At 71.5% G+C, this 19,706-nt stretch carries 18 protein-coding genes and 1 pseudogene; 4 read left to right on the top strand and 15 right to left on the bottom strand.

The annotated features are described in order from the left end of the window. The 7 genes and pseudogenes from ACWCQ1_RS02515 to ACWCQ1_RS02485 all read right to left on the bottom strand — a co-directional run bounded on the left by ACWCQ1_RS02515 (position 1) and on the right by ACWCQ1_RS02485 (position 7,720). Positions 1 to 1,377 (bottom strand): NAD(P)/FAD-dependent oxidoreductase, encoded by a 1,377-nt coding sequence (locus ACWCQ1_RS02515; RefSeq protein ID WP_358602213.1) that lies wholly within the window; start codon positions 1,375 to 1,377, stop codon positions 1 to 3. Between the two features lie 188 nt (positions 1,378 to 1,565). Beyond that, the gene (locus ACWCQ1_RS02510; RefSeq protein ID WP_451025680.1) at positions 1,566 to 3,296 is read right to left on the bottom strand and encodes a PP2C family protein-serine/threonine phosphatase; all 1,731 of its coding nucleotides are present in this window, start codon (positions 3,294 to 3,296) and stop codon (positions 1,566 to 1,568) included. Further along, positions 3,293 to 4,351, bottom strand: a complete 1,059-nt coding sequence (locus ACWCQ1_RS02505) for an ATP-binding SpoIIE family protein phosphatase (protein ID WP_358602219.1) — start codon at positions 4,349 to 4,351, stop codon at positions 3,293 to 3,295. Before ACWCQ1_RS02505 ends, ACWCQ1_RS02510 begins: the two co-directional genes overlap by 4 nt. Beyond that, positions 4,351 to 4,791 (bottom strand): anti-sigma regulatory factor, encoded by a 441-nt coding sequence (locus ACWCQ1_RS02500; protein WP_133048735.1) that lies wholly within the window; start codon positions 4,789 to 4,791, stop codon positions 4,351 to 4,353. Before ACWCQ1_RS02500 ends, ACWCQ1_RS02505 begins: the two co-directional genes overlap by 1 nt. Next, a complete protein-coding gene (locus ACWCQ1_RS02495; RefSeq protein ID WP_133048736.1) occupies positions 4,791 to 5,201 on the bottom strand; it encodes an STAS domain-containing protein in 411 nt (136 codons plus the stop codon). The genes ACWCQ1_RS02500 and ACWCQ1_RS02495 overlap by 1 nt, the downstream gene beginning before the upstream one ends. After that, positions 5,191 to 6,096: an STAS domain-containing protein gene (locus ACWCQ1_RS02490; RefSeq protein ID WP_165955122.1), complete on the bottom strand. Its 906-nt coding sequence runs from the start codon at positions 6,094 to 6,096 to the stop codon at positions 5,191 to 5,193. The genes ACWCQ1_RS02495 and ACWCQ1_RS02490 overlap by 11 nt, the downstream gene beginning before the upstream one ends. 454 nt (positions 6,097 to 6,550) lie before the next feature. After that, a pseudogene (locus tag ACWCQ1_RS02485) lies at positions 6,551 to 7,720 on the bottom strand (PP2C family protein-serine/threonine phosphatase). A gap of 184 nt (positions 7,721 to 7,904) precedes the next feature. Between ACWCQ1_RS02485 and ACWCQ1_RS02480 the strand changes: the two are divergent. Further along, the gene (locus tag ACWCQ1_RS02480; RefSeq protein ID WP_356763780.1) at positions 7,905 to 8,336 is read left to right on the top strand and encodes a MarR family transcriptional regulator; all 432 of its coding nucleotides are present in this window, start codon (positions 7,905 to 7,907) and stop codon (positions 8,334 to 8,336) included. Positions 8,337 to 8,415: 79 nt separating this feature from the next. Here the strand turns inward: ACWCQ1_RS02480 and ACWCQ1_RS02475 are convergent, their stop codons facing one another. After that, positions 8,416 to 8,790 carry an anti-sigma factor antagonist gene (locus ACWCQ1_RS02475; RefSeq protein ID WP_133048740.1) on the bottom strand — a complete coding sequence of 125 codons (375 nt, stop codon included), beginning with the start codon at positions 8,788 to 8,790 and terminating at the stop codon, positions 8,416 to 8,418. 225 nt (positions 8,791 to 9,015) lie between these two features. Between ACWCQ1_RS02475 and ACWCQ1_RS02470 the strand changes: the two genes are divergently transcribed. Both ACWCQ1_RS02470 and ACWCQ1_RS02465 read left to right on the top strand, forming a co-directional pair. Beyond that, complete coding sequence (locus ACWCQ1_RS02470) at positions 9,016 to 9,348, top strand: STAS domain-containing protein (protein WP_165955123.1); 333 nt, start codon at positions 9,016 to 9,018, stop codon at positions 9,346 to 9,348. A gap of 169 nt (positions 9,349 to 9,517) precedes the next feature. Next, complete coding sequence (locus ACWCQ1_RS02465; protein WP_451025679.1) at positions 9,518 to 9,946, top strand: ATP-binding protein; 429 nt, start codon at positions 9,518 to 9,520, stop codon at positions 9,944 to 9,946. A gap of 22 nt (positions 9,947 to 9,968) precedes the next feature. Here ACWCQ1_RS02465 and ACWCQ1_RS02460 read toward each other — a convergent pair whose 3' ends face one another. Both ACWCQ1_RS02460 and ACWCQ1_RS02455 read right to left on the bottom strand, forming a co-directional pair. After that, a complete protein-coding gene (locus ACWCQ1_RS02460; RefSeq protein ID WP_133048743.1) occupies positions 9,969 to 10,403 on the bottom strand; it encodes an ATP-binding protein in 435 nt (144 codons plus the stop codon). 77 nt (positions 10,404 to 10,480) lie between these two features. After that, complete coding sequence (locus ACWCQ1_RS02455; RefSeq protein WP_358602233.1) at positions 10,481 to 12,388, bottom strand: AMP-dependent synthetase/ligase; 1,908 nt, start codon at positions 12,386 to 12,388, stop codon at positions 10,481 to 10,483. Positions 12,389 to 12,540: 152 nt separating this feature from the next. Here ACWCQ1_RS02455 and ACWCQ1_RS02450 point away from each other — a divergent pair, with 152 nt between their 5' ends. Beyond that, complete coding sequence (locus tag ACWCQ1_RS02450) at positions 12,541 to 12,774, top strand: DUF6480 family protein (RefSeq protein WP_451025678.1); 234 nt, start codon at positions 12,541 to 12,543, stop codon at positions 12,772 to 12,774. A gap of 11 nt (positions 12,775 to 12,785) precedes the next feature. On the opposite strand, the gene ACWCQ1_RS02445 is transcribed toward ACWCQ1_RS02450, so the two are convergent. From ACWCQ1_RS02445 to ACWCQ1_RS02425, 5 genes are all read right to left on the bottom strand, one after another. Next, positions 12,786 to 13,874, bottom strand: coding sequence for a glutamate--cysteine ligase 2 (locus tag ACWCQ1_RS02445; RefSeq protein WP_451025677.1), 1,089 nt, complete (start codon positions 13,872 to 13,874; stop codon positions 12,786 to 12,788). A gap of 62 nt (positions 13,875 to 13,936) precedes the next feature. Continuing rightward, complete coding sequence (gene glgB / locus ACWCQ1_RS02440; RefSeq protein WP_358602242.1) at positions 13,937 to 16,141, bottom strand: 1,4-alpha-glucan branching enzyme; 2,205 nt, start codon at positions 16,139 to 16,141, stop codon at positions 13,937 to 13,939. Positions 16,142 to 16,145: 4 nt separating this feature from the next. Further along, complete coding sequence (locus tag ACWCQ1_RS02435; RefSeq protein WP_358602245.1) at positions 16,146 to 17,507, bottom strand: maltokinase N-terminal cap-like domain-containing protein; 1,362 nt, start codon at positions 17,505 to 17,507, stop codon at positions 16,146 to 16,148. A 35-nt stretch (positions 17,508 to 17,542) separates the two neighbouring features. Next, positions 17,543 to 19,267: a maltose alpha-D-glucosyltransferase gene (gene treS, locus ACWCQ1_RS02430; protein WP_133048749.1), complete on the bottom strand. Its 1,725-nt coding sequence runs from the start codon at positions 19,265 to 19,267 to the stop codon at positions 17,543 to 17,545. Positions 19,268 to 19,292: 25 nt separating this feature from the next. Beyond that, the coding region (locus ACWCQ1_RS02425; protein ID WP_133048750.1) for an alpha-glucosidase C-terminal domain-containing protein at positions 19,293 to 19,706 on the bottom strand (414 nt) is incomplete at its 5' end.

Genomic DNA, 19,706 nt, shown 5'->3' with positions numbered 1-19,706 from the left:
TCACAGCTGTTTGCGCCCGGCCCCCTCGACCTGCTCCCGCACCTGCTCCGCACTCAGATAGGCGTCGGTGTACTCGAAGTCCTTGAGCCTGGCCGGCTTGCGGGCCTGGAAGCCGGTGCGGACGAAATCGTCACCGGCGATCGCGTTGAGCGTCCAGTTGGTCGCCACACGGACCTTGGCGACATTGGTGCGCAGCGCCCACCAGTGGTAGCCCCGTGCGGCGAACTGGGCGGGCAGGCCGTGCAGTTCGATGCCCAGCGGCTTGGAGACGGCGTCGGTGCCGCCGAGGTCGACCACGAGACCGAGGTCCTTGTGGTGGTACGGCGTCATGGGATGGTTGCGCAGGCTCGCGATGATGTTGTCGGCGACCTGCGGGCCCTGCCGCATGGCGTGCTGCGCGGTGGGCGGGCAGACCGCGTCCTCCTGACCCTTCGCCAGGTCCGGCACCGCGGCGGAGTCACCGAGCGCGAACACCCCGTCGTGACCGGGCAGGTTCATCTCGGGGGTGACCACGAGACGCCCGCGGACCGTCTCCGCGCCGAGCGTGGCGATGAGCGGGCTCGCGGCGACCCCGGCGGTCCAGATGAGGGTGCGGGTGGGTACCACCCGTCCGTCGGTGAAGGTGACCTCCTCGGGCCCCGCCTTCTCGATGGACACGCCCAGTGAGACCTCGATGCCGCGCCGCTTGAGGATCTCCTGCGCGCTGCGGCCGAGCTTGTCGCCGAGCTCGGGCATCAACTTGGGGGCGATGTCGATCAGATGCCACTTGATCAGGGCCGGGTCGATGCGCGGGTAGCGCTTGACCGCGCCATGGGTGAGCTTCTGCAGACAGGCGGCCGTCTCCGTGCCGGCGTAGCCGGCGCCGACCACCACGAACTGCAGCCGCGCGGCGCGCTCGGCCGGATCGTCGCTGGCGTCGGCCAGGTCGAGCTGGGAGATCACGTGGTCGCGGATGTAGGCGGCCTCGGCGAGTGTCTTCATCCCGAAGGCGTGCTCGGTCAGTCCCGGGATGTCGAAGGTGCGGGTGATGCTGCCGGGGGCCAGCACGATGTAGTCGTAGGGCTCGTTGACGATCTGGTCGGTGATGGTGCGGATGACGCAGACCTTTGCCTTCAGGTCGACGCCGATGGCTCCGCCGGGAATGATGCGGGTGCGGTACTTCTTGCTGCGGCGCAGCGAAACGGCGATCGACTGGGGCGTCAGCACACCGGAGGCGACCTGGGGCAGCAGGGGCAGATAGAGCTGGTAGGCGAACGGGGTCACCAGAGTGACGTCCGCCTCGGCCGGCGCGAGTTTCCGCTCCAGCCTGCGTACGCACTCCACGCCGGCGAAGCCCGCGCCCACCACCAGGATCCTGGGTCGTGTCACGTCGTTCATCCCTTTCTGCGGCTCCAGGCGGTCTGCAACCGACGCCCTTCGCCTGCCCTGGATCTCCGCCAGCACCACATCGATCCCACCGCTTGCCCAACCGTTCCGCCAGCGGGCCACGGCGGACAGACGAACGCGTCGAGCACAACCATGCCCGCCCGGCTGCGGAAACGCACCGCAAAGAAGGAAGGAAACGGCTAGCCGCGCTGCTCCGCGAGGTGGCACAGCAGCAGGCAGACGTCGTCGTCGCGCTCGGAGTCGCTCAGCAGCGGGTCCAGGATGAGGTCGGCCGAGCCCTCCAGGTTCCGTTCCAGCTCGGCCGGCTCGAAGCCGCCCAGGGCGGTCGCGAGGCGGGCGATGCCCGGATCTATGCCCTGGGCACGGCGTTCGACCAGACCGTCGGTGTAGAGGGCCAGTGTCGAGCCGGGCGGCAGGGGCACCGTGTGGTCCGGGATCTCCTGGCTGAGCGGGATGCCCAGCATCGCGCCGGGCTTGGCGTCCAGCGTGTGCACCCGGCCGTCGGGGGTACGCAGGACCGGCGGCGGATGACCGGCTGCGGCCCAGGTCAGGGTGGGCTCGTCGGGGTGGAGACGGGCGATGACGGCGGTGGCGTACAGGTCAGGCTGCAGATGGTGCAGGAAGGTGTGCAGCCGGGTCAGCAGGGTGCCCGGGCCCGCGCCGTCCACGGCGTAGGCGCGCAGCGCGGTGCGCAGCTGGCTCATCATCACCGCCGCGTGCAGCCCGTGGCCGGTCACGTCGCCGACGACGGCGATCAGCCCGCCGTCGGGCTGCGGGAAGGCGTCGTACCAGTCACCGCCGATGTTCAGGCCGTGCGTGGCGGGCAGGTAGCGGGCGGCCAGTCGCAGGCCGGGTGCGCTGGGCAGGTCCGTCAGCAGGGCCCGCTGCAGCGTCTCGGCGATGTCGCGGTTGTGCTCGAAGCGCCGGGCGTTGTCGATCGCGATGCTGGCGCGCCGGGCGAACTCGATGAGCATGACGGCGTCGTCCGGGTCCCATCGGTCCCCGGGCGGGGCGAGGGTGATGACGCCCAGCGGCGCCCGGCGGGTGGGCAACGGCAGGCACAGCAGGGGGTGTTCGGGATCGAGCGCCGACGGCGGACGGTCGTCGACCCCGGGCAGTTCGCCGGGGCGGCCGGCGGCGTACTGGGGACGGCCGGTGCGGGCGGCGAGCACGGCGGCGGCCGGGTGCGGTGCGGGCGGGCGCCGGTCGTCGTCGCCGTCGAACAGCCAGACGTCGACGCTGCGGGCGTACTCCGGCACGAGCAGTTCGGGCAGCAGGCGCACGATCTCGTCGTGGTTGAGCGAGGAGGTCAGGACGGCACTGGCGTCGGCGAGGAACGTCAGCCGGCGGCGGGCGCTCTCCGCCTCCTGGCGGGCGCTGCGCTCGGCGGCGAAGGCCTCGCGCTGGGCACGCCCCGCCGCGTCGAGCTCCGCGTGCAGGGCGAGCACGCCCTGGTTGGTCTGGTGCAGCTCGTCCCGGAGGAAGGCGACCAGCTCCTCCTGCTCGGCGAGCTTGTCCAGCACCAGGGCGGCGTCCTCGTCGGCGCCGAGCAGGGACTCGGCCAGTACCGAGGGGGTGTCGGCCGGCATGGAGGCGTCCGCCGCGGCCGGTGCCTCGGGGCAGAGGAGGGAGGTGCGCCACGGGGTGTGCGCGGTGGACTCCGCGGTTTCCAGGGGGGTGACGACGGCGTGCAGGACGCTCTGCGCTGCCGGGGCCGGGGCCGGGGTGACCTCGAGGGTGAGCCGCCAGGAGCCGCCCTTGGTCAGGCACTGGCGCAGATGGGTGCTGAGGGCGGTGGCCAGCCGGGTCCGGTCCAGCGCCGTCACCCCGTGCGCGGCGGCGAGACGCGCGGCGGCGATACGGGCGCGCGCGGCGTCGCCGACGGTGCTGATCTGCCATGTTCGCTTCATGGGCGCTCCGGCAGGGTCGGGGCCAGTACGGCCACGGCGGTGTCGTCGCGGGCCGGGCGGGCGGCGCTGCCCGCGTCGCGGATCACCCCCGCCGCGACGACGGCCGGATCCGCCGTCAGCATGGCCGCTTCGGCCGGTGGCGTCCAGCGGCTCGGCAGACCGTCGCTGTGCAGGATCAGTGTCCCGTCGGCCGCCCACGGCATCCGTTCCTCGTGCAGCGTCCTGGGCCGGTGCACACCGATGATGCCGGGCCGGGACAGCAGGGAGCGCCAGGTGTCCCCGGTACGCAGCCTGGCCCCGATGTTGCCGACGCCGGCGAAGCGGAGCAGGCCCGCCGTGGTGTCGACCTGGGCGACGGCGACGGCCGCCCCGCGGGTGCCGCGCAGCGCGCTGTCGAGACGCCCGAGACAGTCGGCGGGGGAGAGGTGCGCCGAGCGGTGCAGCTCCTCGACGGCCGCGGACGAGGCCCGCGCCGCCTCCGGCCCGTGTCCCAGTCCGTCGGCCAGCATCAGGGTGGCCCGGGCCCCGGCGCGCACCCAGGTCCAGGCGTCACCGGAGTACTCGGCCCTGGCGAAGGGCACGTTGATGCCGCCGGCCCGCACCGCGGCGGGGTCCTCGGCCGGGGTGGTCCCCGGGGCGGCGCCGATGCGGGCGAGCGCCACCGTGCCCCGCCCGGGGACGCTGTGCAGGGCGAAGTCGTGCGCGACCCTCCGGCACGTGCCCAGGCCCGCGCCCAGGGAGCGCGCGGTGGAGAAACCGTCGCTCAGGGCGGCGGTGACGTCGGCGATACCGGGGCCGTGGTCGATCGCCGCGATCTGCACGAGCCGCGCGGGGACGGCGGCGTCGGCGGGCAGGGCGGGCGGCACGAGCTCCACCAGCAGCTGTCCTCCCCCGGCGTGCTTGACCAGGTTCGTCGCCAGCTCGGTCGCCACCAGCGACAGGGCCGCCGTGCGCTTGGCGTCCAGCCCGGCGAGGGCGGCGGCACGCTCGGCGGCGACCCGGGCGTCGCGCACCCGGGTCGAGTCGTGCACTGGGACGTCCCACACGCGCGGCATCACGGTTCCTCGCGCGGGGGCGGCGGCGTCGACGCCCAGGAGGTCACCGTGACCGTGGTGCCCACGCCGGGGGTGCTCTCCAGGGAGAACTCGTGGACCAGCCGGCGGGCGCCGCCCAGCCCCAGGCCCAGGCCGTCGCCGGAGGTGTAGCCGTCGCGCAGCGCCTGCTCCAGGTCGGCGATGCCGGCGCCCTCGTCGGCGAAGGTCAGCCGCAGCCCGACAGCCCGGCCGCGGGTCACCCGGGCCGACTCCATGCGGCCGCCGCCGCCGTGCACCAGGGTGTTGCGGGCCAGTTCGCTCGCGGCGGTCACCAGTTTCGTCTGTTCCACCAGCCCGAAGCCGAGTCGGGCGGCGGACTGTCGTACGTGCTGCCGTACCCACGCCAGGTCCATGTCGGAGCGGATCGGCAGGCAGGCGTCCACGCCTGCGGACATCGGCATCACCGATGCTCCCGTGGCCCGCCGGGCCGGTGCGTGTCGGAGGCGAGCAGGTCCATGGCCGCCTCGGTGTTGAGCGCGGTCCGCAGTCCGGGCAGCGTCAACCCGAGCTCCACCAGTGTGATCGCGACCGCGGGCCGCATGCCGGCGACCACGGTCCGGGCGGCCAGCAGCGAGGAGTTCGCCGCGATCTCCGCCAGCGTCCGGGCCAGGAAGGAGTCGACGATCTCGACCCCGGAGATGTCGATGACGACCCCGGTCACCCCGCTGCTCGCGATGGTCTCGCCGATCTCTTCCTGCAGCTGCTGCGCGGTGCTGTCGTGCAGGTCCCCCTGCAGGGTGACCAGCAGGACGTCGCCGAGGCGGAGCACCGGCACATGGGGCGGGGGGACACGGTAGAAGTCATCGGTCACCGCGTACCGCCCCGCCGTTCGTCGGGGCGATGATGCCGGAGCCCAGTTCGTGCAGGGCGTACGCAAGTGCGTCGGCGAGGCTGGCCCGGGTGAGGACCGTGCCCAGGTCCAGGCCGAGGTGGACGATGGTCTGCGCGATGGCCGGGCGGATGCCGGAGACGACGCACTCGGCGCCCATCAGGCGGGCGGCTGCGACGGTCTTCATCAGGTGCTGCGCCACCAGCGAGTCGACCGTGGGCACACCGGTGATGTCGAGGATCGCGAAACGGGCGTGCTGTTCGACGATGGCCTGCAGCAGCGTCTCCATCACGACCTGGCTGCGCGCACTGTCGAGGGTTCCGATCAGGGGTACGGCGACGATGCCGTCCCACAGCTTGATGACCGGGGTGGCCACCTCCAGCAACTGCAGCTGCTGCCGCTCGATGAGCGCCTGGTTCTCGTTCAGCGCCGTGTCGAGGACGACCAGCCGCAGGGTGCCCATGAGCACCGTGAGGGCGGTCGCGCACTCGAGGACGTGGTCGGGCGACGCGTCCGGGAGATCGGCGATCAGCAGGTTCACCGCCGGCGGGCGCAGGGCGTCCACCTCGTTCGACACCTGTGCCGTGGAGAAACCGGCGCGGGAGCGGGAGGCGCCCATCCGGGCCAGCTGCTCGCGCACCACGATGAACCCAGCGGCGTCGGTGTCGTGCGCCCGCTCCGCGTCGGCCACCTGGGCCAGCGCGTCGATCACGGTGCGGGCCGCCTCCACGGCCTCGTCCCGGGAGATGGTGAAGACGGCCCGGAAGAGGGCCTCGTCGGCCCAGCGCTGGGCGATCTGCTCGCGGCGGCGGCGCAGGAACCCGCCGACCTCCCGTATCGGCGATCCGTGCTGTTCTGCCGTTTCGTGCTCCGGCACCTGCTCACTCCTCATCCGCGTCGTCCGCGTCGCGTCGGCCGTACCCGCCGCCGGCCGGGTACGGAAAGCGCGACTCTTGCCGGGCGACAACTGTAGTCATGGTGCGAGGTCGCCCCGGCCCTCGCCCCCGCCGGGTGATCCCGTCGGGTGGTCCGCCGGTCCGCACCGGCGCGACACGCGTGCGACCGGGGCCGCATCGTTCGATATCCGATGGCCCCAGCCCTAGGGCCTGTTGCGAAAGTCCCGCCTGCCCCGCGACGCCCGGCACGCTCCCCCAGAGGGGGCACCCCCACTCGCCGCACCGGGCACAAACCCAGGTACGTCCGGTACGAGGGCCTGCACCCGGCACGCCGAGAGCACGCTCCCCCACGCTCGAACCACCTCGCGCGGGGGGACCCCCATGACGCCGCAGGGCCCGCCCTCCGGGCGGACGGCGGGACTTTCGCAACAGGCCCTAGTCGGCGGGCTGTTTGCCGAACCAGTCGACACACGCCACCAGCGCGTCGTCGTCCGGTTCGGATCTGCCGCGGTGGGCGCCCAGTTCCCGCAGGACCGCGGCCGGCACATCGGCGGCCGGCAGCAGCCGCGTCGCCGTGATGGCCCGCGCCAGCGCCCGCTCCCCGTAGCTCTCGCCGTTCGGCCCGGCCACGGTGTGGACGCCGTCGCTGACGAACAGCAGCCGGTCGCCGGGCCGCAGCAGCAACTCCTGGGCGGTGTAGTCGGTCTCCTCGAACATGCCCAGCGGCAGCTGCGCCTCCAGGTCGACCAACGACACCGTCCCCTCGCGCAGCCGCAGCATCCTCGGCGATCCCGCGTCGACCACCTGCAGCCGCCCGGTGGCCAGTTCCAGGTCCAGCAGCAGCACGGACAGATGGACCGCTCCCCGGTACTGGGCGTAGATCGCCTGGTCGGCCAGGGCGGCCTGGTCGCAGATCGGGATGCCCGCTCACCGGGCGTTGCGCAGCGCGTTGATGCCGAGGCTGGTGAGCAGGGAGGCGTCGATGCCCTCGCCCATGCCGTTGGTGATGTACAGCAGCAGCCGGTCGGGCGACTCCGACCAGTCGAAGTTGTCGCCGAAGACCGCGTAGGCGGGCTCCAGTTGGGCGCCGAGGGCGTATTCGGCACGGGAGCTGGAGCGGGCAGGCAGCAACTGCCACTGCATCTCCGCGGCGAGCGTGAGCCGATCCGTGCGCCGCGCCTGCGCGTACACGTCCGTATGGCGCTCGGCGACGACCACCTCGTGCCCCAAGAACCGGGCCAGCTCCGCCAGTTCGCCGGGATCGGTACGCACCCGCACCGCGGACGGCAGGGTGACGGACAGCACTCCCAGCCGGTCGCCGCGCACGGTGACCGGCAGATGGACGCGGACCCGTCCGGCGTCGTCCTCCTCGATCGGCTGCTGCGCGCCGAAGGCGCGCCCGGCCGCACTGCCGTGCAGGGGCACCGCCTCCGGGGGCCCGGTCAGCGGGGACACGGGCCGCAACACCGTCAGCCCGTAGTCGGCCACGCGGAACTCGGCGTGCTCCGCTTCGTACAGGCCGCAGAGCACCTCGCGGACGGTCGTCGCCAACCGGTGCGGAGCCGCCGAGCGCAGGGCGCGCTCGGCGGCCATGAGTCTGTTCATGCTCTTCGTCACACCATTTCGTGCGGGGGAGCGCCGTCGGGGACGAGGCCCGCGGACGCCGCCGTCCGCTGCTCGCGCCGAGCGCCGCGTGCGCCGGAGGTGAGCTGACAGGGGTCGGGAAGGCTGCGACAGTGTCAGGGTGACGACCCCGCATCCGCGCCCGCGACCCCAGGAGACCGCGCGTGTGACCGCCCGGGCGGCCGAACTGCTGGAGGTGCTGTGGGGCAGGGCCTCGACGGCACCGGTCTCCGCCTCGCAGTTGCGTGTCCTGTTCATCCTGGAGCACAACGAGGGCATCAACCTGCGCACGCTCGCGGACGCGCTGGGCTCCACGCCCCCCTCGACGAGCCGGCTGTGCGACCGGCTGCAGGCCGTGGGGTTCGTGGAGCGCAGGACCCCGCTCACCAACCGGCGGGAGCTGCAGCTTCATCTGAGCCGACACGGCAGGGCCTTTCTGACGGACCTGCGACTGCGCCGGGAGACGACCCTGCAGTCCGTGCTCGACCGGATGCCGGCCGACCGGCGGACCTCACTGCTCGACAGCCTGGAGGCCTTCTGCGCGGCCGCGGCGGCGGCGATCCACGAGGACGAATCCTCCGCGGCGCGTACCGCCTGACACCGGCCCATTCCTGATCCCTTCCGCGCTGGCGCGCTCACTCTGTTGTCCGGACCGCACAATTGTCAAACGGCAACCGTCACTGCTCGCGTGCCTGGTCGACGCGGGCCAGCGCCTCCTCGACGCTCTCCGAGACGGGCACCGTGATGCTCACTCCGGTCAGGTCGAGAATCCGGCGCACGGCGGGCGTGGGAGAGATGATGTGCACACTCCCGGGCAGCTCCCTGGCCTCCTGGTAGACGCGCAGAATGATGTTCATGCCGGAGGAGTCCATGAACGGCACATCCGTGAGATCCAGCAGGAAGTGCCTGCGGCCGTGGTGCAGCTGGTTGGCCAGATGGTGCTGGAACTCCGTCGCCGTGTCGACGTCCAGGTAGCCCTTCACCGTGACCAGCGCCACGTCCTCACCGGGCAGGCTGACCTCGACGGACAGGGGATTGTGGGCAATGGACACGTCTACCTCCGACAACAACGAGTGCTACGGCAAGGCCGGTTACCCGCGTGATCGGTTCCCACGCACGCGAGCGGACAGCCGCAACCGCAGTTACCCCTGATCCAGCCCCGCATGCGTCCGGACTTTCCAAGAGTGGTTCGACGTGCCCGGCGGTTCGTGACACGGTGGGGGGAGCCCGCAGGCCGTCACCCGGCCACCAACCCCCATGGAAGGGGGACACGAAGCATGGGCGCACACATCTCACTGAGCCCCGGCGGCCGAACCGCCACGCTCACCGTGGACACCGACCTCGACAACCGCAGCCGTCCCGCCGTCGAAAGCGCTGTGGCAGGTCTTCCCGTATCGGTACGGCGGCTCACCCTCGACCTCACCGGCGTCGCCTTCGCCGACTCGTCCCTGCTGTACATCGTTCATGTCGCGGACCGGTCCGTCGCCCGCAACGGCGGGCTGCTGAGGGTTTCCGGCCTGGGTCCGCAGCCGCGCAGGCTCCTCGTCCACGCCGCCGAACTGTGGCCCGAGGGAGGCTGGCAGACGTATCTGGCGCCGCCCCTGACGTGACGGGCCTCGCTCCCGCTGTGCAGAATGCGGACGGAGCAGCCGGGTAACTGCTGGGAAACACACGGCCGTGATTCCGGCCCCCGTCCGGAAGGAAGAGACAGCGTGAGTGTGGCCACAGAAGAGTTGAAGGGCTGTGCGAGGTGACCGGGTCCACGAGGCTGACGCAGCGGTGAGGCCACCGGTCACGACGGCGGCGACGGCGCGTGACTACGCGCGTTCGGTGGTGCGCGAGCAGTGGGACACGGCGGACCGCACGGCCTGCGAAGAGGACGTCATCGATCTGCTGCTGGTCGTGTCGGAGCTCGTCACCAACGCGATCCGGCACGGCGGGGGACTGGCGGGACTGGAGCTCGCCCCCACGCCGGACGGACTCCGGCTCGCCGTCCACGACAACAGCGACGTGGTGCCCGAGGTCATGTACGGGTCCGGCGCGCTGCCGGTGGGACACCGGGGCAGCGGCTACGGCTGGCCGCTGGTCGTGCGCCTGGCCCGCGAGGTCACCGTCGTACGCCGTCCCGGGGGCGGAAAGACCATCAGTGTGCTCGTTCCGCTGCGGGCCGTGGAGCGCAGCGCTCCGGAAGCCGGGCAGCCGGCCTGAGGGAACCGCTTCCCGGCCCCGCTCACCAGGGCAGGAAGACGTGGATGTCCTTGCCGCTGTCGGTCGTGGTGACACTGACCTGGTCGCACAGGGTGTGGATCAGATGCCAGCCAACCCCGCCGCCACCGCCGTCGGGACGGAACGGACGGGGGGCGGGTGGGGTGGTGCTCGTGTCGTGCATGACCACGTGCACCCCGTCGTAGGTCTGCCGCAGCCGGAGTTCGAAAGGGCCCGGCGCGTACTGGATCGCGTTCGCGGCGAGTTCCGTTACCACCAGCAGGATGTCGTCCCAGTGCTCGGGGGCCGCCGGTGGCGTCACCTCGCTGAGGTCCTCCAGGAACCGCTCCGCGTCCAGGCGCGCGTCCGTCACATTGTGGACATCGCCGGGGAAACGCGTGGTCCGCTCCGGGAGGTGACCCGAAGGAAGTCCTCTTTCCCAACGCCGCTCGGTTGCCATCTCGCCTTCCCGCCCGATGCCGCGGGGCTGTCGTCCTTGCTCGGATGTCCTACCCGTCCCAGGTTCCCGAGCAGAGCTCATCGGAACACATTGTCCGCCTCGTCCCAGCTGGACAGCTCGTCGGGCATGTTCTGCCGGGCCGGACGCGCGCGTGCCTGGTACATCGCGTCGATCTCGAAAGCGTAGTGCTTGACGATCGCGTCCCGCCGCAGCTTCATGGACGGGGTCAGCATTCCGTTCGTCACGTCGAACGGCTCGGGCAGCACCCGGAAGACCCGGATCGACTCCGGACGCGAGACGGAGCTGTTGGCCGCGGCCACCGCACGCCCGATCTCCTCCCGCAGCGCGTTCTCCTCCCGGGCCTCCCGGCTGGGCGTGGTGCTCTGCAGTGCCAGGGAGCGGCGCCAGTACGCCAGGAACAGCGGGTCCAGCGTGATCAGCGCGCCCACACAGGGACGGTTGTCGCCGACGACGACCGCCTGGTGGATCAGCGGGTGCATCCGCAGCCGCTGTTCCAGGGCGGCCGGGGCGACGCTCTTGCCGCTGCTGGTGACGATGATGTCCTTCTTGCGGCCGGTGATCGTCAGGTACCCGTCGGAGTCCAGGTGCCCGATGTCCCCGGTGGCCAGCCAGCCGCCGCGCAGCGCGGCCCGGGTCGCGGCCTCGTCGTTGATGTAGCCCTGGAACACCGACGGCCCGCGCACCAGGATCTCCCCGTCCTCGGCGACGGCGATGTCCGTGCCCGGCAACGCCTTTCCGACGGTGCCCGACATCTCGCGGCCCAGAGGTTGCGCGGTGATTCCGCCGGCGGCCTCCGTCAGGCCGTACCCGTCGTTGACGTAGATGCCGATGCCCTCGTAGAACAGCGACAGTTCACGGCTGAGGGGCGAGCCGCCCGAGGTCGCGCGGATGACTCTGCCGCCCAGCGCGGCGCGCAGCTTGCGGTACACCGTCCGCTCGAACAGGGCGTGTTGCAGCCGCAGGTCGAAGCCGGGGCCGGAACCGCCGCCCAGCCGCTGCCGTTCCAGCGCGGCCGCGAAGTCCCGTGCCGTGTCCGCGGCCCGCTCGAACAGGGCGCCGCGGCCCGCCTCCTGGGAGGCGTGCAGGAAGTTCTTGTAGATCCTCTCGAACAGGGAGGGCACGGCGCAGAGGTAGGTGGGACGGAAGGACCGCAGGCCCGCCGACAGCGCCTCCTCGCTCAGATCGGGCTCATGCCCCATCACCAGGCCGCCGCGCAGGCACAGCGTCTGCACCAGCAGGCCGTAGACATGGGAGAAGGGCAGGAAGGCCAGCACCGAGCCCTGCCGCTCGCCGGGCGGCACCACCGTGTGGCCCCAGCCGGCGAGCAGGGTGTCGCAGGCGCTGGCCAGATTGCGGTGGCTCAGCGCGCAGCCCAGGGGATGACCTGTCGTGCCGGAGGTGTAGGTGACGGCCGCGGTGGAGTCGGGCAGGACGATACGGCGCAGCGAGTCGACGGTCGCCAGCGGGATGAGCGCGCCCCGCTTCACCAGATCGGCCAGCGCCCCCGCGTCCAGCTGCCACACATGCCGCAGCCGCGGCAGCGCCCCGCACACCGAGCCGACCGTCATCACGGCCTGCTCGTCCTCCACCACCACCGCCACGCAGCCGGCGTCCCGCAGCATCCACTCCACCTGGTCGCGGGAGGACGTCGGGTAGATCGGGACGACCTCCGCGCCCAGCGCCCACAGGGCGTAGCTGAGGACCGTCCACTCGTAGCGGGTGCGCGCCATGATCGCCACGCGGTGGCCGGGGGAGATCCCGGACGCCACCAGGCCCTTGGCCAGGTCGACCACCTCGTCGCGCAGTTCCACGGCGGTCACCTCCTCCCAGGCGCGGGAGGCGGGGTCCGTGCGGCGGGCCAGCACCGCGCGCGTGGGGTCGGCTGCCGCCGTGTCGAAGATGCTGTCGGCCAGCCCGCCGGTCAGGGGCGCGACGGAGGGGGGAGCGAGGGCGACGTTGCGCATGCGCTGCTCCTGGGGTGTACGGAGGGTGACCCTGCCGACGATCTCTGTTGTCGACGGTGCTCGAATCTAGCTCAGGTGGGTGCGGATGGTGACCGGAACGTGCGAAGTTGTGGAGCCGTGATGATCTCGCCGTGTCGGGGGGACTCGGGGGCATGAGTTACGTCAATCCCGATCCGGAACCCGAACGCACCACCGGTCTCGAGCCCGGCGGCGGAGTGCCGCCCGGCGAGACCCCGCCCGCGGAGAGCAGCATGCCGGAGGCGGGGCCGCTGGAGGGGCACAATCCGCCCAAGGGCTGGGCGAAGGCGCCTTTGGCGCTGATCCTCGTCGTGGTCGTGCTGATCGCCGTGGGCTTCCTCGCGTTCGCCCTCGCCATGATCTTCTGAGTACGTCCGTGTCAGGCCTGGGTCTGACGGGCGCAGGCGGTGACGACCTCGCGCAGGCTGTCGGTCTCCGCGAGCACCCGGCGCTGGACGCCCGCGCCGGTGTCACCCTCCAGCAGCCTCGCGCAGCTCGTGCGGGCGCGCTCCAGGTCGCCGGTCTCCTCCAGGGCCTCTCCGACATGCTCCAGCAGCCCGGCCACCACGGACTCTGCGGGCATCCGGCGCATGGTCGCCGGGTGCAGCAGCTCCTCCTCGAGCCCGGAGCGGGCGGCCCGCCAGGCGGCCAGCCGCAGCAGGCTGACGCTGTGGTCGACCGGCTCGCGTCCGGCCCGCCACTCCCGCGCCGCGGTCTCGACGAGCCCCCGGGCGAGCAGGGCGATCAGAACGGCCGTGTCGGCGTGCAGACAGACGTCGGCGACCCGGAGCTCCACCGTCGGGTACTGCTGGGAGAGCCTGACGTCGAAGTAGACCATCCCCTCGTCGAGGATCACCCCGCTCGCGACCATGTCCGCCACCCGCCGGTGATAGCGCTCGGCCGACCCGAACACCTCGGTCGGCCCGGCCGACGGCCAGCGCTGCCACACCCGGCTGCGATAGCTGGCGTACCGCGTGTCCTGCCCCTGCCAGAAAGGGGAGTTGGAGCTCAGCGCCGCAAGTACCGACAGCCAGGGACGGATGCGGTCGATGACCGCGACGCCCTCCTCGTCGGAGTCGACGGCCACATGGACGTGGCAGCCGCACACGAGCGGCTCCTGCGCGGCGAGGCCGTACTGCTTGGCCATCCACTGGTAGCGGCTGCCCATCCCGACCGTCGGGCTGACCGGCAGCGGGGAGGTGGCGAGCGCGGCGACCGTGCACCCGATCTCCCCGGCGTGCCGGCCGGCCTCCTTGCGGCACCGCACGATCTCCGCGCTCAGATCCGCCATGTCGGCCTGCGGATGCGTGGCGAACTCCAGCATCTGGCCGTACAGCTCCTTCTCGAACACCCCCTCGGCGGCGCCGTCGTGCTCCGCACGGGCGAGCACCGCGGCGGACGACGCCTTCGGCTCACCGGTCTCCGGGTCCACCAGGAGGAGCTCCTCCTCCACACCGACGGTCCGCACCTTCAGGCCGCCTCTCTATGACATCGCCACCGTTACGACGCCATCGAGTACCCCGCTGATCGTCATTGCAACGGGGTGAACCAGACCGTGGCGAGCGGCGGCAGGGTGATGGTGATGTTCCCGTCCTCGGGCTTGAGGTCCTCCGCGTTGACGACGTCGCCGCCGCCGTAGCGGGCGGCGTCGGTGTTGAGCCGCTCGCGCCAGACCGGGACCTCGTCGCCGACGTGGAGACGGTAGTCGTGGCGCACCACGGGGGAGAAGTTGGAGACGGCCAGCAGCGGGCTGCCGTCGGCGGCGAAGCGCAGGAAGGCGAAGACGTTGTCCTCGGCCGCGTCGCCCAGCACCCAGCGGAAGCCGCCCGGATCGCTGTCGCGCTGCCACAGCGCCGGGGTGTCCAGGTAGACGGTGTTGAGGTCGCGGACCAGGTCCCGCACCCCACGGTGATCGGGCTCGGCGCTGTAGCCGGGATCCAGCAGCCACCAGTCCGGTCCGTGTGTCTCGGACCACTCGGCGCCCTGCGCGAACTCCTGCCCCATGAACAGCAGTTGCTTGCCCGGGTGGGACCACATGAAGCCCAGGTACGCGCGGTGCGTGGCCCGCCGCTGCCACCAGTCGCCGGGCATCTTCGACACCAGCGCCTGCTTGCCGTGGACGACCTCGTCGTGGGAGATCGGCAGCACGTAGTTCTCGCTGTAGGCGTACACCATGGAGAACGTCATCTCGTTGTGGTGGTACTTGCGGTGCACCGGCTCGTGCACGATGTAGCCGAGCGAGTCGTGCATCCAGCCCATGTTCCACTTCAGCCCGAACCCGAGCCCGCCGCTGTCGGTGGGGCGGGTCACGCCGTCCCAGGCGGTGGACTCCTCGGCGATGGTCACCACACCGGGCGCCCGTCGGTACACGGTCGCGTTCATCTCCTGCAGGAACGCCACCGCGCCCAGGTCCTCCCGGCCGCCGAACACATTGGGCGACCACTGTCCGGAGTCCCGTGAGTAGTCCAGGTACAGCATGGAGGCGACGGCGTCGACGCGCAGCCCGTCGATGTGGAACTCCTCACACCAGTAGACGGCGTTGGCGACCAGGAAGTTGCGCACTTCGGTGCGCCCGAGGTCGAACTCGTAGGTGCCCCAGTCCGGATGCTCGGCACGCCGCTCGTCCCCGGGTTCGTACAGCGGGTCGCCGTCGAAGCGGGCCAACGCCCAGTCGTCCTTGGGGAAGTGCGCCGGCACCCAGTCCATGATCACCCCGATGCCGGCCCGGTGCAGGGCGTCGATCAGGTACCGGAAGTCGTCGGGGCTGCCGAGACGGGCCGTGGGCGCGTAGAAGCCGGTGACCTGGTAGCCCCAGGACGGCCCGTAGGGGTGCTCGGCGACCGGCATCAGCTCGACGTGGGTGAAGCCGAGGTCCTTGACGTACCCGGGCAGCTGCTCCGCCAGCTCACGGTATGTCAGTCCCGCGCGCCAGGACGGCAGATGGACCTCGTAGACGGAGAACGGTGCCTGGTGCACCGGTGTCCGGCCGCGCCGGGCCATCCACTCCGCGTCGCCCCACTCGTGGTGCGCGGCCGTCACCACGGACGCCGTGTCGGGCGGCGCCTCCGTGCGGCGGGCCATCGGGTCGGCCTTGAGGAACCGGCTGCCGTACCGCGAGGTGATCTCGAACTTGTAGCGGGCGCCCTCGCCGATGCCGGGCACGAACAGCTCCCACACGCCCGAGGCGCCCAGCGAGCGCATCGGCAGCGCCGTCCCGTCCCAGCAGGTGAACTCCCCGGCGACCCGCACCCCTTGGGCATTGGGCGCCCACACGGTGAACCGGGTGCCGGTCACGCCCTCGTGGGTCATCGGCTCGGCACCCAGCGCCTTCCACAGCTGCTCGTGCCGGCCCTCGCGGATGAGATGCAGATCCAGCTCGCCGAGCGCGGGCAGGAAACGGTACGGGTCGGCCGTCTCGTGCTCCTCGTCGTCGTAGCGCACCGCCAGCGTGTAGGCGGGGATCTCGTCGAGCGGCAGCACGCCGGAGAAGAGGCCGTCGCCCTCGGAGACCAGCTCCTCGCGCCTGGCGCCCGTCACGACGGTGACCGAGCGGGCGTAGGGGCGCAGCGCCCGCACCGCGATGCCGCCGGGCACCGGATGGGCGCCCAGCAACGCGTGCGGGTCGTGGTGCCGGCCGGACAGCAGGCGTTCACGGTCGCCGGGGTCCAGGGGCGGCGCGGCCTGGGGGCGCGCCGGGCCGGAGGGCTCGGGGAGTGAGGTGTCGCGCAGGGCCACGGCTTCAGCCTCCTCTTACGGCGAGACGCTCGATCGCCGCCATGGGAACGGGAAGCCAGTCCGGACGGTGTCTGGCCTCGTAGAGCACTTCGTACACGGCCCGGTCGGTCTCGTAGGCGCGCAACAGGCCGTGCTTCTTGCGCGGGTCCCAGCCGGCCCGGTCGGCGTAGCCGGCGCAGAACGCCTCCCGGCAGCGGCGCGCCCATTCGGGACGCCAGGGGCGGCGCTGCCGGGCCGCGTAGTCGAAGGACCGCAGCATGCCCGCGATGTCCCGCACCGGGGACTGCGCGGCACGCCGTTCGGCGAGGGGACGGGACGGCTCCCCCTCGAAGTCGATGACGAACCAGTCCCGGCCGGCTCGCAGGACCTGGCCCAGGTGGAGATCGCCGTGGATGCGCTGGGCGGGGGGTCCGGGGTCGCAGGCGACCAGCGTGCCGAAGGCGGCACGCAGTCCGGGCACGTACGGGCGCAGGGCGGGCACGGCGTGGGCGGCCGCGTCCAGACGCTCGGTCATCGCGGAGGCCGTGCGCACGCTCTCGTCGTGCGCACCGGTCGGGAAGGCCGCGGCCAGCGCGAGATGCACCTCGGCCGTGGCCTGCCCCAACTGGCGGGCCTGCGCGGTGAAGTCGTCGCCCGTGGCGAGCGCGCGCAACGCCAGCGCCCAGCCGTCGTGCGCGTCCCGCAGGAACGGCTGCAGCACCCCGAGGGTGGCCTCCTGCGGATGCGTCGTACGGAACCAGGCCACCGGCGCCGGCACGCGCCGGCAGTCCTGTTCGGCCAGCGCCTCCGGCACTTCCAGGTCCGGGTTGATCCCGGGCTGCACACGCCGGAAGAGCTTCAGGATGAACGCGTCCCCGTACACCAGGGAGGTGTTGGACTGCTCGGCGTCCATCAGCCGCGGCACGAGCCCGCTCGGGACGGTCAGGGACGGGGCGGTCTCGAAGCGCAGCGGGCCGGCGGTCCCGGGCCGGCGCAGCCGCTCCAGGAGCAGCTGGGCCGAGCGGGGATCCTGGAGTGCGTCGAAGACCGTCAGACCGGCCAGCGGTCCCTCCTCGGCGCGTCCGATCAGCGCCCGGCCGAGGCGGGGCGAGAGATGACGGCGCACGCCGAGCAGCAGTTGGTAGCAGTCACCGGCCGGGGCAGTGCCACCGGGCGTGGGCAGTCCGCCGTGACCGGCGTGCACCAGCAGATGCAGGCAGCCCGGGAACAGCTCCGTCATGGACACCAGGGCCAGGTCCGTGACGGGCCGGTCCTTGCCCGCGAACCAGCGCTGCCGGGGCAGCCATTCGCGCAGCAGTCCGGCGAGCGAGGCCATGGGGCCCGCGTCGACGGTACGGACTGGTCGGGGAGTTGCGGTCTTCTGCATGGTGACGCGTCCTTTCCTCGGCACACGCTCGAAGCTCACGCCGATGGGCGTCGGCCGATGCGGGATGCGACTCGGGTGAGCCGGAACCAGTAGAAGCCGTGGCCCCCGAGGGTCAGCAGGTACGGCAGCTCGCCGATGGCGGGGAAGCGGACCCCGCCGAACAGCTCGACCGGGTGGCGTCCGGCGAACTCGCGCAGGTCGAGCTCGGTGGGCTGCGCGAACCGCGCGAAGTTGTTCACACAGAGCACCAGGTCGTCCTCGTACTCGCGCAGGAAGGCCAGCACCGCCGGGTTGGAGGACTGCAGCTCCGTGTAGGACCCGAGGCCGAAGGCCGGGTTCTGCTTACGGATCTCGATCATGCGGCGGGTCCAGTGCAGCAGCGAGGACGGGGAGGCCATCGAGGCCTCGACGTTGGTGACCTGGTAGCCGTAGACCGGGTCCATGATCGTGGGCAGGGTGAGCCGTCCGGGGTCGCAGGTGGAGAAGCCGGCGTTGCGGTCCGGTGTCCACTGCATGGGGGTGCGGACGGCGTCGCGGTCGCCGAGCCAGATGTTGTCGCCCATGCCGATCTCGTCGCCGTAGTAGAGGATCGGCGAGCCCGGCAGGGCGAGCAGCAGGGCGGTGAACAACTCGATGGAGTGGCGGTCGTTGTCGAGGAGGGGGGCCAGGCGCCTGCGGATGCCGATGTTGGCGCGCATCCGCGGGTCCTTGGCGTACTCGGCCCACATGTAGTCGCGTTCCTCGTCGGTGACCATCTCCAGGGTCAGCTCGTCGTGGTTGCGCAGGAAGATGCCCCACTGGCAGTTGGAGGGGATGGCGGGGGTCTTGGCGAGGATCTCGGAGACGGGATAGCGGGATTCGCGTCGCACGGCCATGAAGATGCGGGGCATGACCGGGAAGTGGAAGGCCATGTGGCACTCGTCGCCGCCGGAGTCGTAGTCGCCGAAGTAGTCGACGACGTCCTCGGGCCACTGGTTGGCCTCGGCCAGGAGCACGGTGTCCGGGTAGTGGAGGTCGATCTCACGGCGGACGCGCTTGAGGAACTCATGCGTGGCCGGGAGGTTCTCGCAGTTGGTGCCCTCGGCCGCGTAGAGATAGGGGACGGCGTCGAGGCGGAAGCCGTCGATGCCGAGGTCCAGCCAGAAGCGGAGGGCGGCAAGGATCTCCTCCTGGACGGCCGGGTTCTCGTAGTTGAGGTCCGGCTGGTGGGAGAAGAAGCGGTGGAAGAAGTACTGACCCCGCACCGGGTCGAAGGTCCAGTTGGAGGCCTCGGTGTCGACGAAGATGATCCGGGCGTCCGGGTACTGCTTGTCGTCGTCGGCCCACATGTAGTAGTCGCCGTAGGGGCCGTCGGGGTCCTTGCGGGACTCCTGGAACCACGGGTGCTGGTCGCTGGTGTGGTTCATGACGAAGTCGATGATCACCCGCATACCGCGCTGGTGGGCGGCGTCGACGAACTCCACGAAGTCGGCGAGGTCGCCGAACTCCGGCAGTACGGCGGTGTAGTCCGAGACGTCGTAACCGCCGTCCCGCAGCGGGGACTTGAAGAAGGGCGGCAGCCACAGGCAGTCGACACCCAGCCACTGCAGGTAGTCCAGCTTGGCGGTCAGGCCCTTGAGGTCGCCGACGCCGTCGCCGTTGCTGTCCTGGAAGGAACGGACGAGGACCTCGTAGAACACCGCGCGCTTGAACCACTCCGGGTCCCGGTCCTTGGCGGGAGTGTCCTCGAAGGTGTCCGGGACGGGCTGGTTGACAGTCATGACGCTGTGACCCTCCGATCGATGGCTACGTGGACGACCGCTGGATGTGGAGCACGTGTGCCGGGGACCGCCCCGGTTCCAGGCGCACATAGTTGTTCCTGCCCCAGCGATAGGTCTCACCCGTCAGTTCGTCGTGCGCGGACATGAGTGCGTGCCACTCCAGGCCGAGTTGCGGCATGTCCAACGAGACCGTGGCCTCCTGGGTGTGGTGCGGATCGAGGTTGACGACGACGAGGACGCTGTCCCGGTCCGTGGTCTTGCTGTACGCGAGGACCATGTCGTTGTCGGTGTGGTGGAAGCGGAGGTTGCGCAGTCGGCGAAGGGCCGGGTGGCGCCTCCTGACGGCGTTGAGCCGGGTGATGAGGGGGGTGATGGTGCGGCCCTCGCGTTCGGCCGTCTCCCAGTCGCGGGGGCGCAGCTGGTACTTCTCGGAGTCGAG

It is taken from the genome of Streptomyces sp. NPDC002144 (genome assembly GCF_053593695.1).
The sequence above is the reverse complement of the archived record's forward strand: the minus strand, read 5'-3'. Positions and strand labels throughout refer to the sequence as shown.

Bases quoted from the DNA above. Each gene is read 5' to 3' on its own strand.
- ACWCQ1_RS02470 (WP_165955123.1), top strand. From the start codon at position 9,016: ATGGGCGCACACATCTCACTGAGCCCCGGCGGCCGAACCGCCACGCTC.
- ACWCQ1_RS02435 (WP_358602245.1), bottom strand. From the start codon at position 17,507: ATGCAGAAGACCGCAACTCCCCGACCAGTCCGTACCGTCGACGCGGGC.
- ACWCQ1_RS02510 (WP_451025680.1), bottom strand. From the start codon at position 3,296: ATGAAGCGAACATGGCAGATCAGCACCGTCGGCGACGCCGCGCGCGCC.
- ACWCQ1_RS02500 (WP_133048735.1), bottom strand. From the start codon at position 4,791: ATGCCGATGTCCGCAGGCGTGGACGCCTGCCTGCCGATCCGCTCCGAC.
- ACWCQ1_RS02460 (WP_133048743.1), bottom strand. From the start codon at position 10,403: ATGGCAACCGAGCGGCGTTGGGAAAGAGGACTTCCTTCGGGTCACCTC.
- ACWCQ1_RS02505 (WP_358602219.1), bottom strand. From the start codon at position 4,351: ATGCCGCGCGTGTGGGACGTCCCAGTGCACGACTCGACCCGGGTGCGC.
- ACWCQ1_RS02515 (WP_358602213.1), bottom strand. From the start codon at position 1,377: ATGAACGACGTGACACGACCCAGGATCCTGGTGGTGGGCGCGGGCTTC.
- treS (WP_133048749.1), bottom strand. From the start codon at position 19,267: ATGACTGTCAACCAGCCCGTCCCGGACACCTTCGAGGACACTCCCGCC.
- ACWCQ1_RS02450 (WP_451025678.1), top strand. From the start codon at position 12,541: ATGAGTTACGTCAATCCCGATCCGGAACCCGAACGCACCACCGGTCTC.
- ACWCQ1_RS02455 (WP_358602233.1), bottom strand. From the start codon at position 12,388: ATGCGCAACGTCGCCCTCGCTCCCCCCTCCGTCGCGCCCCTGACCGGC.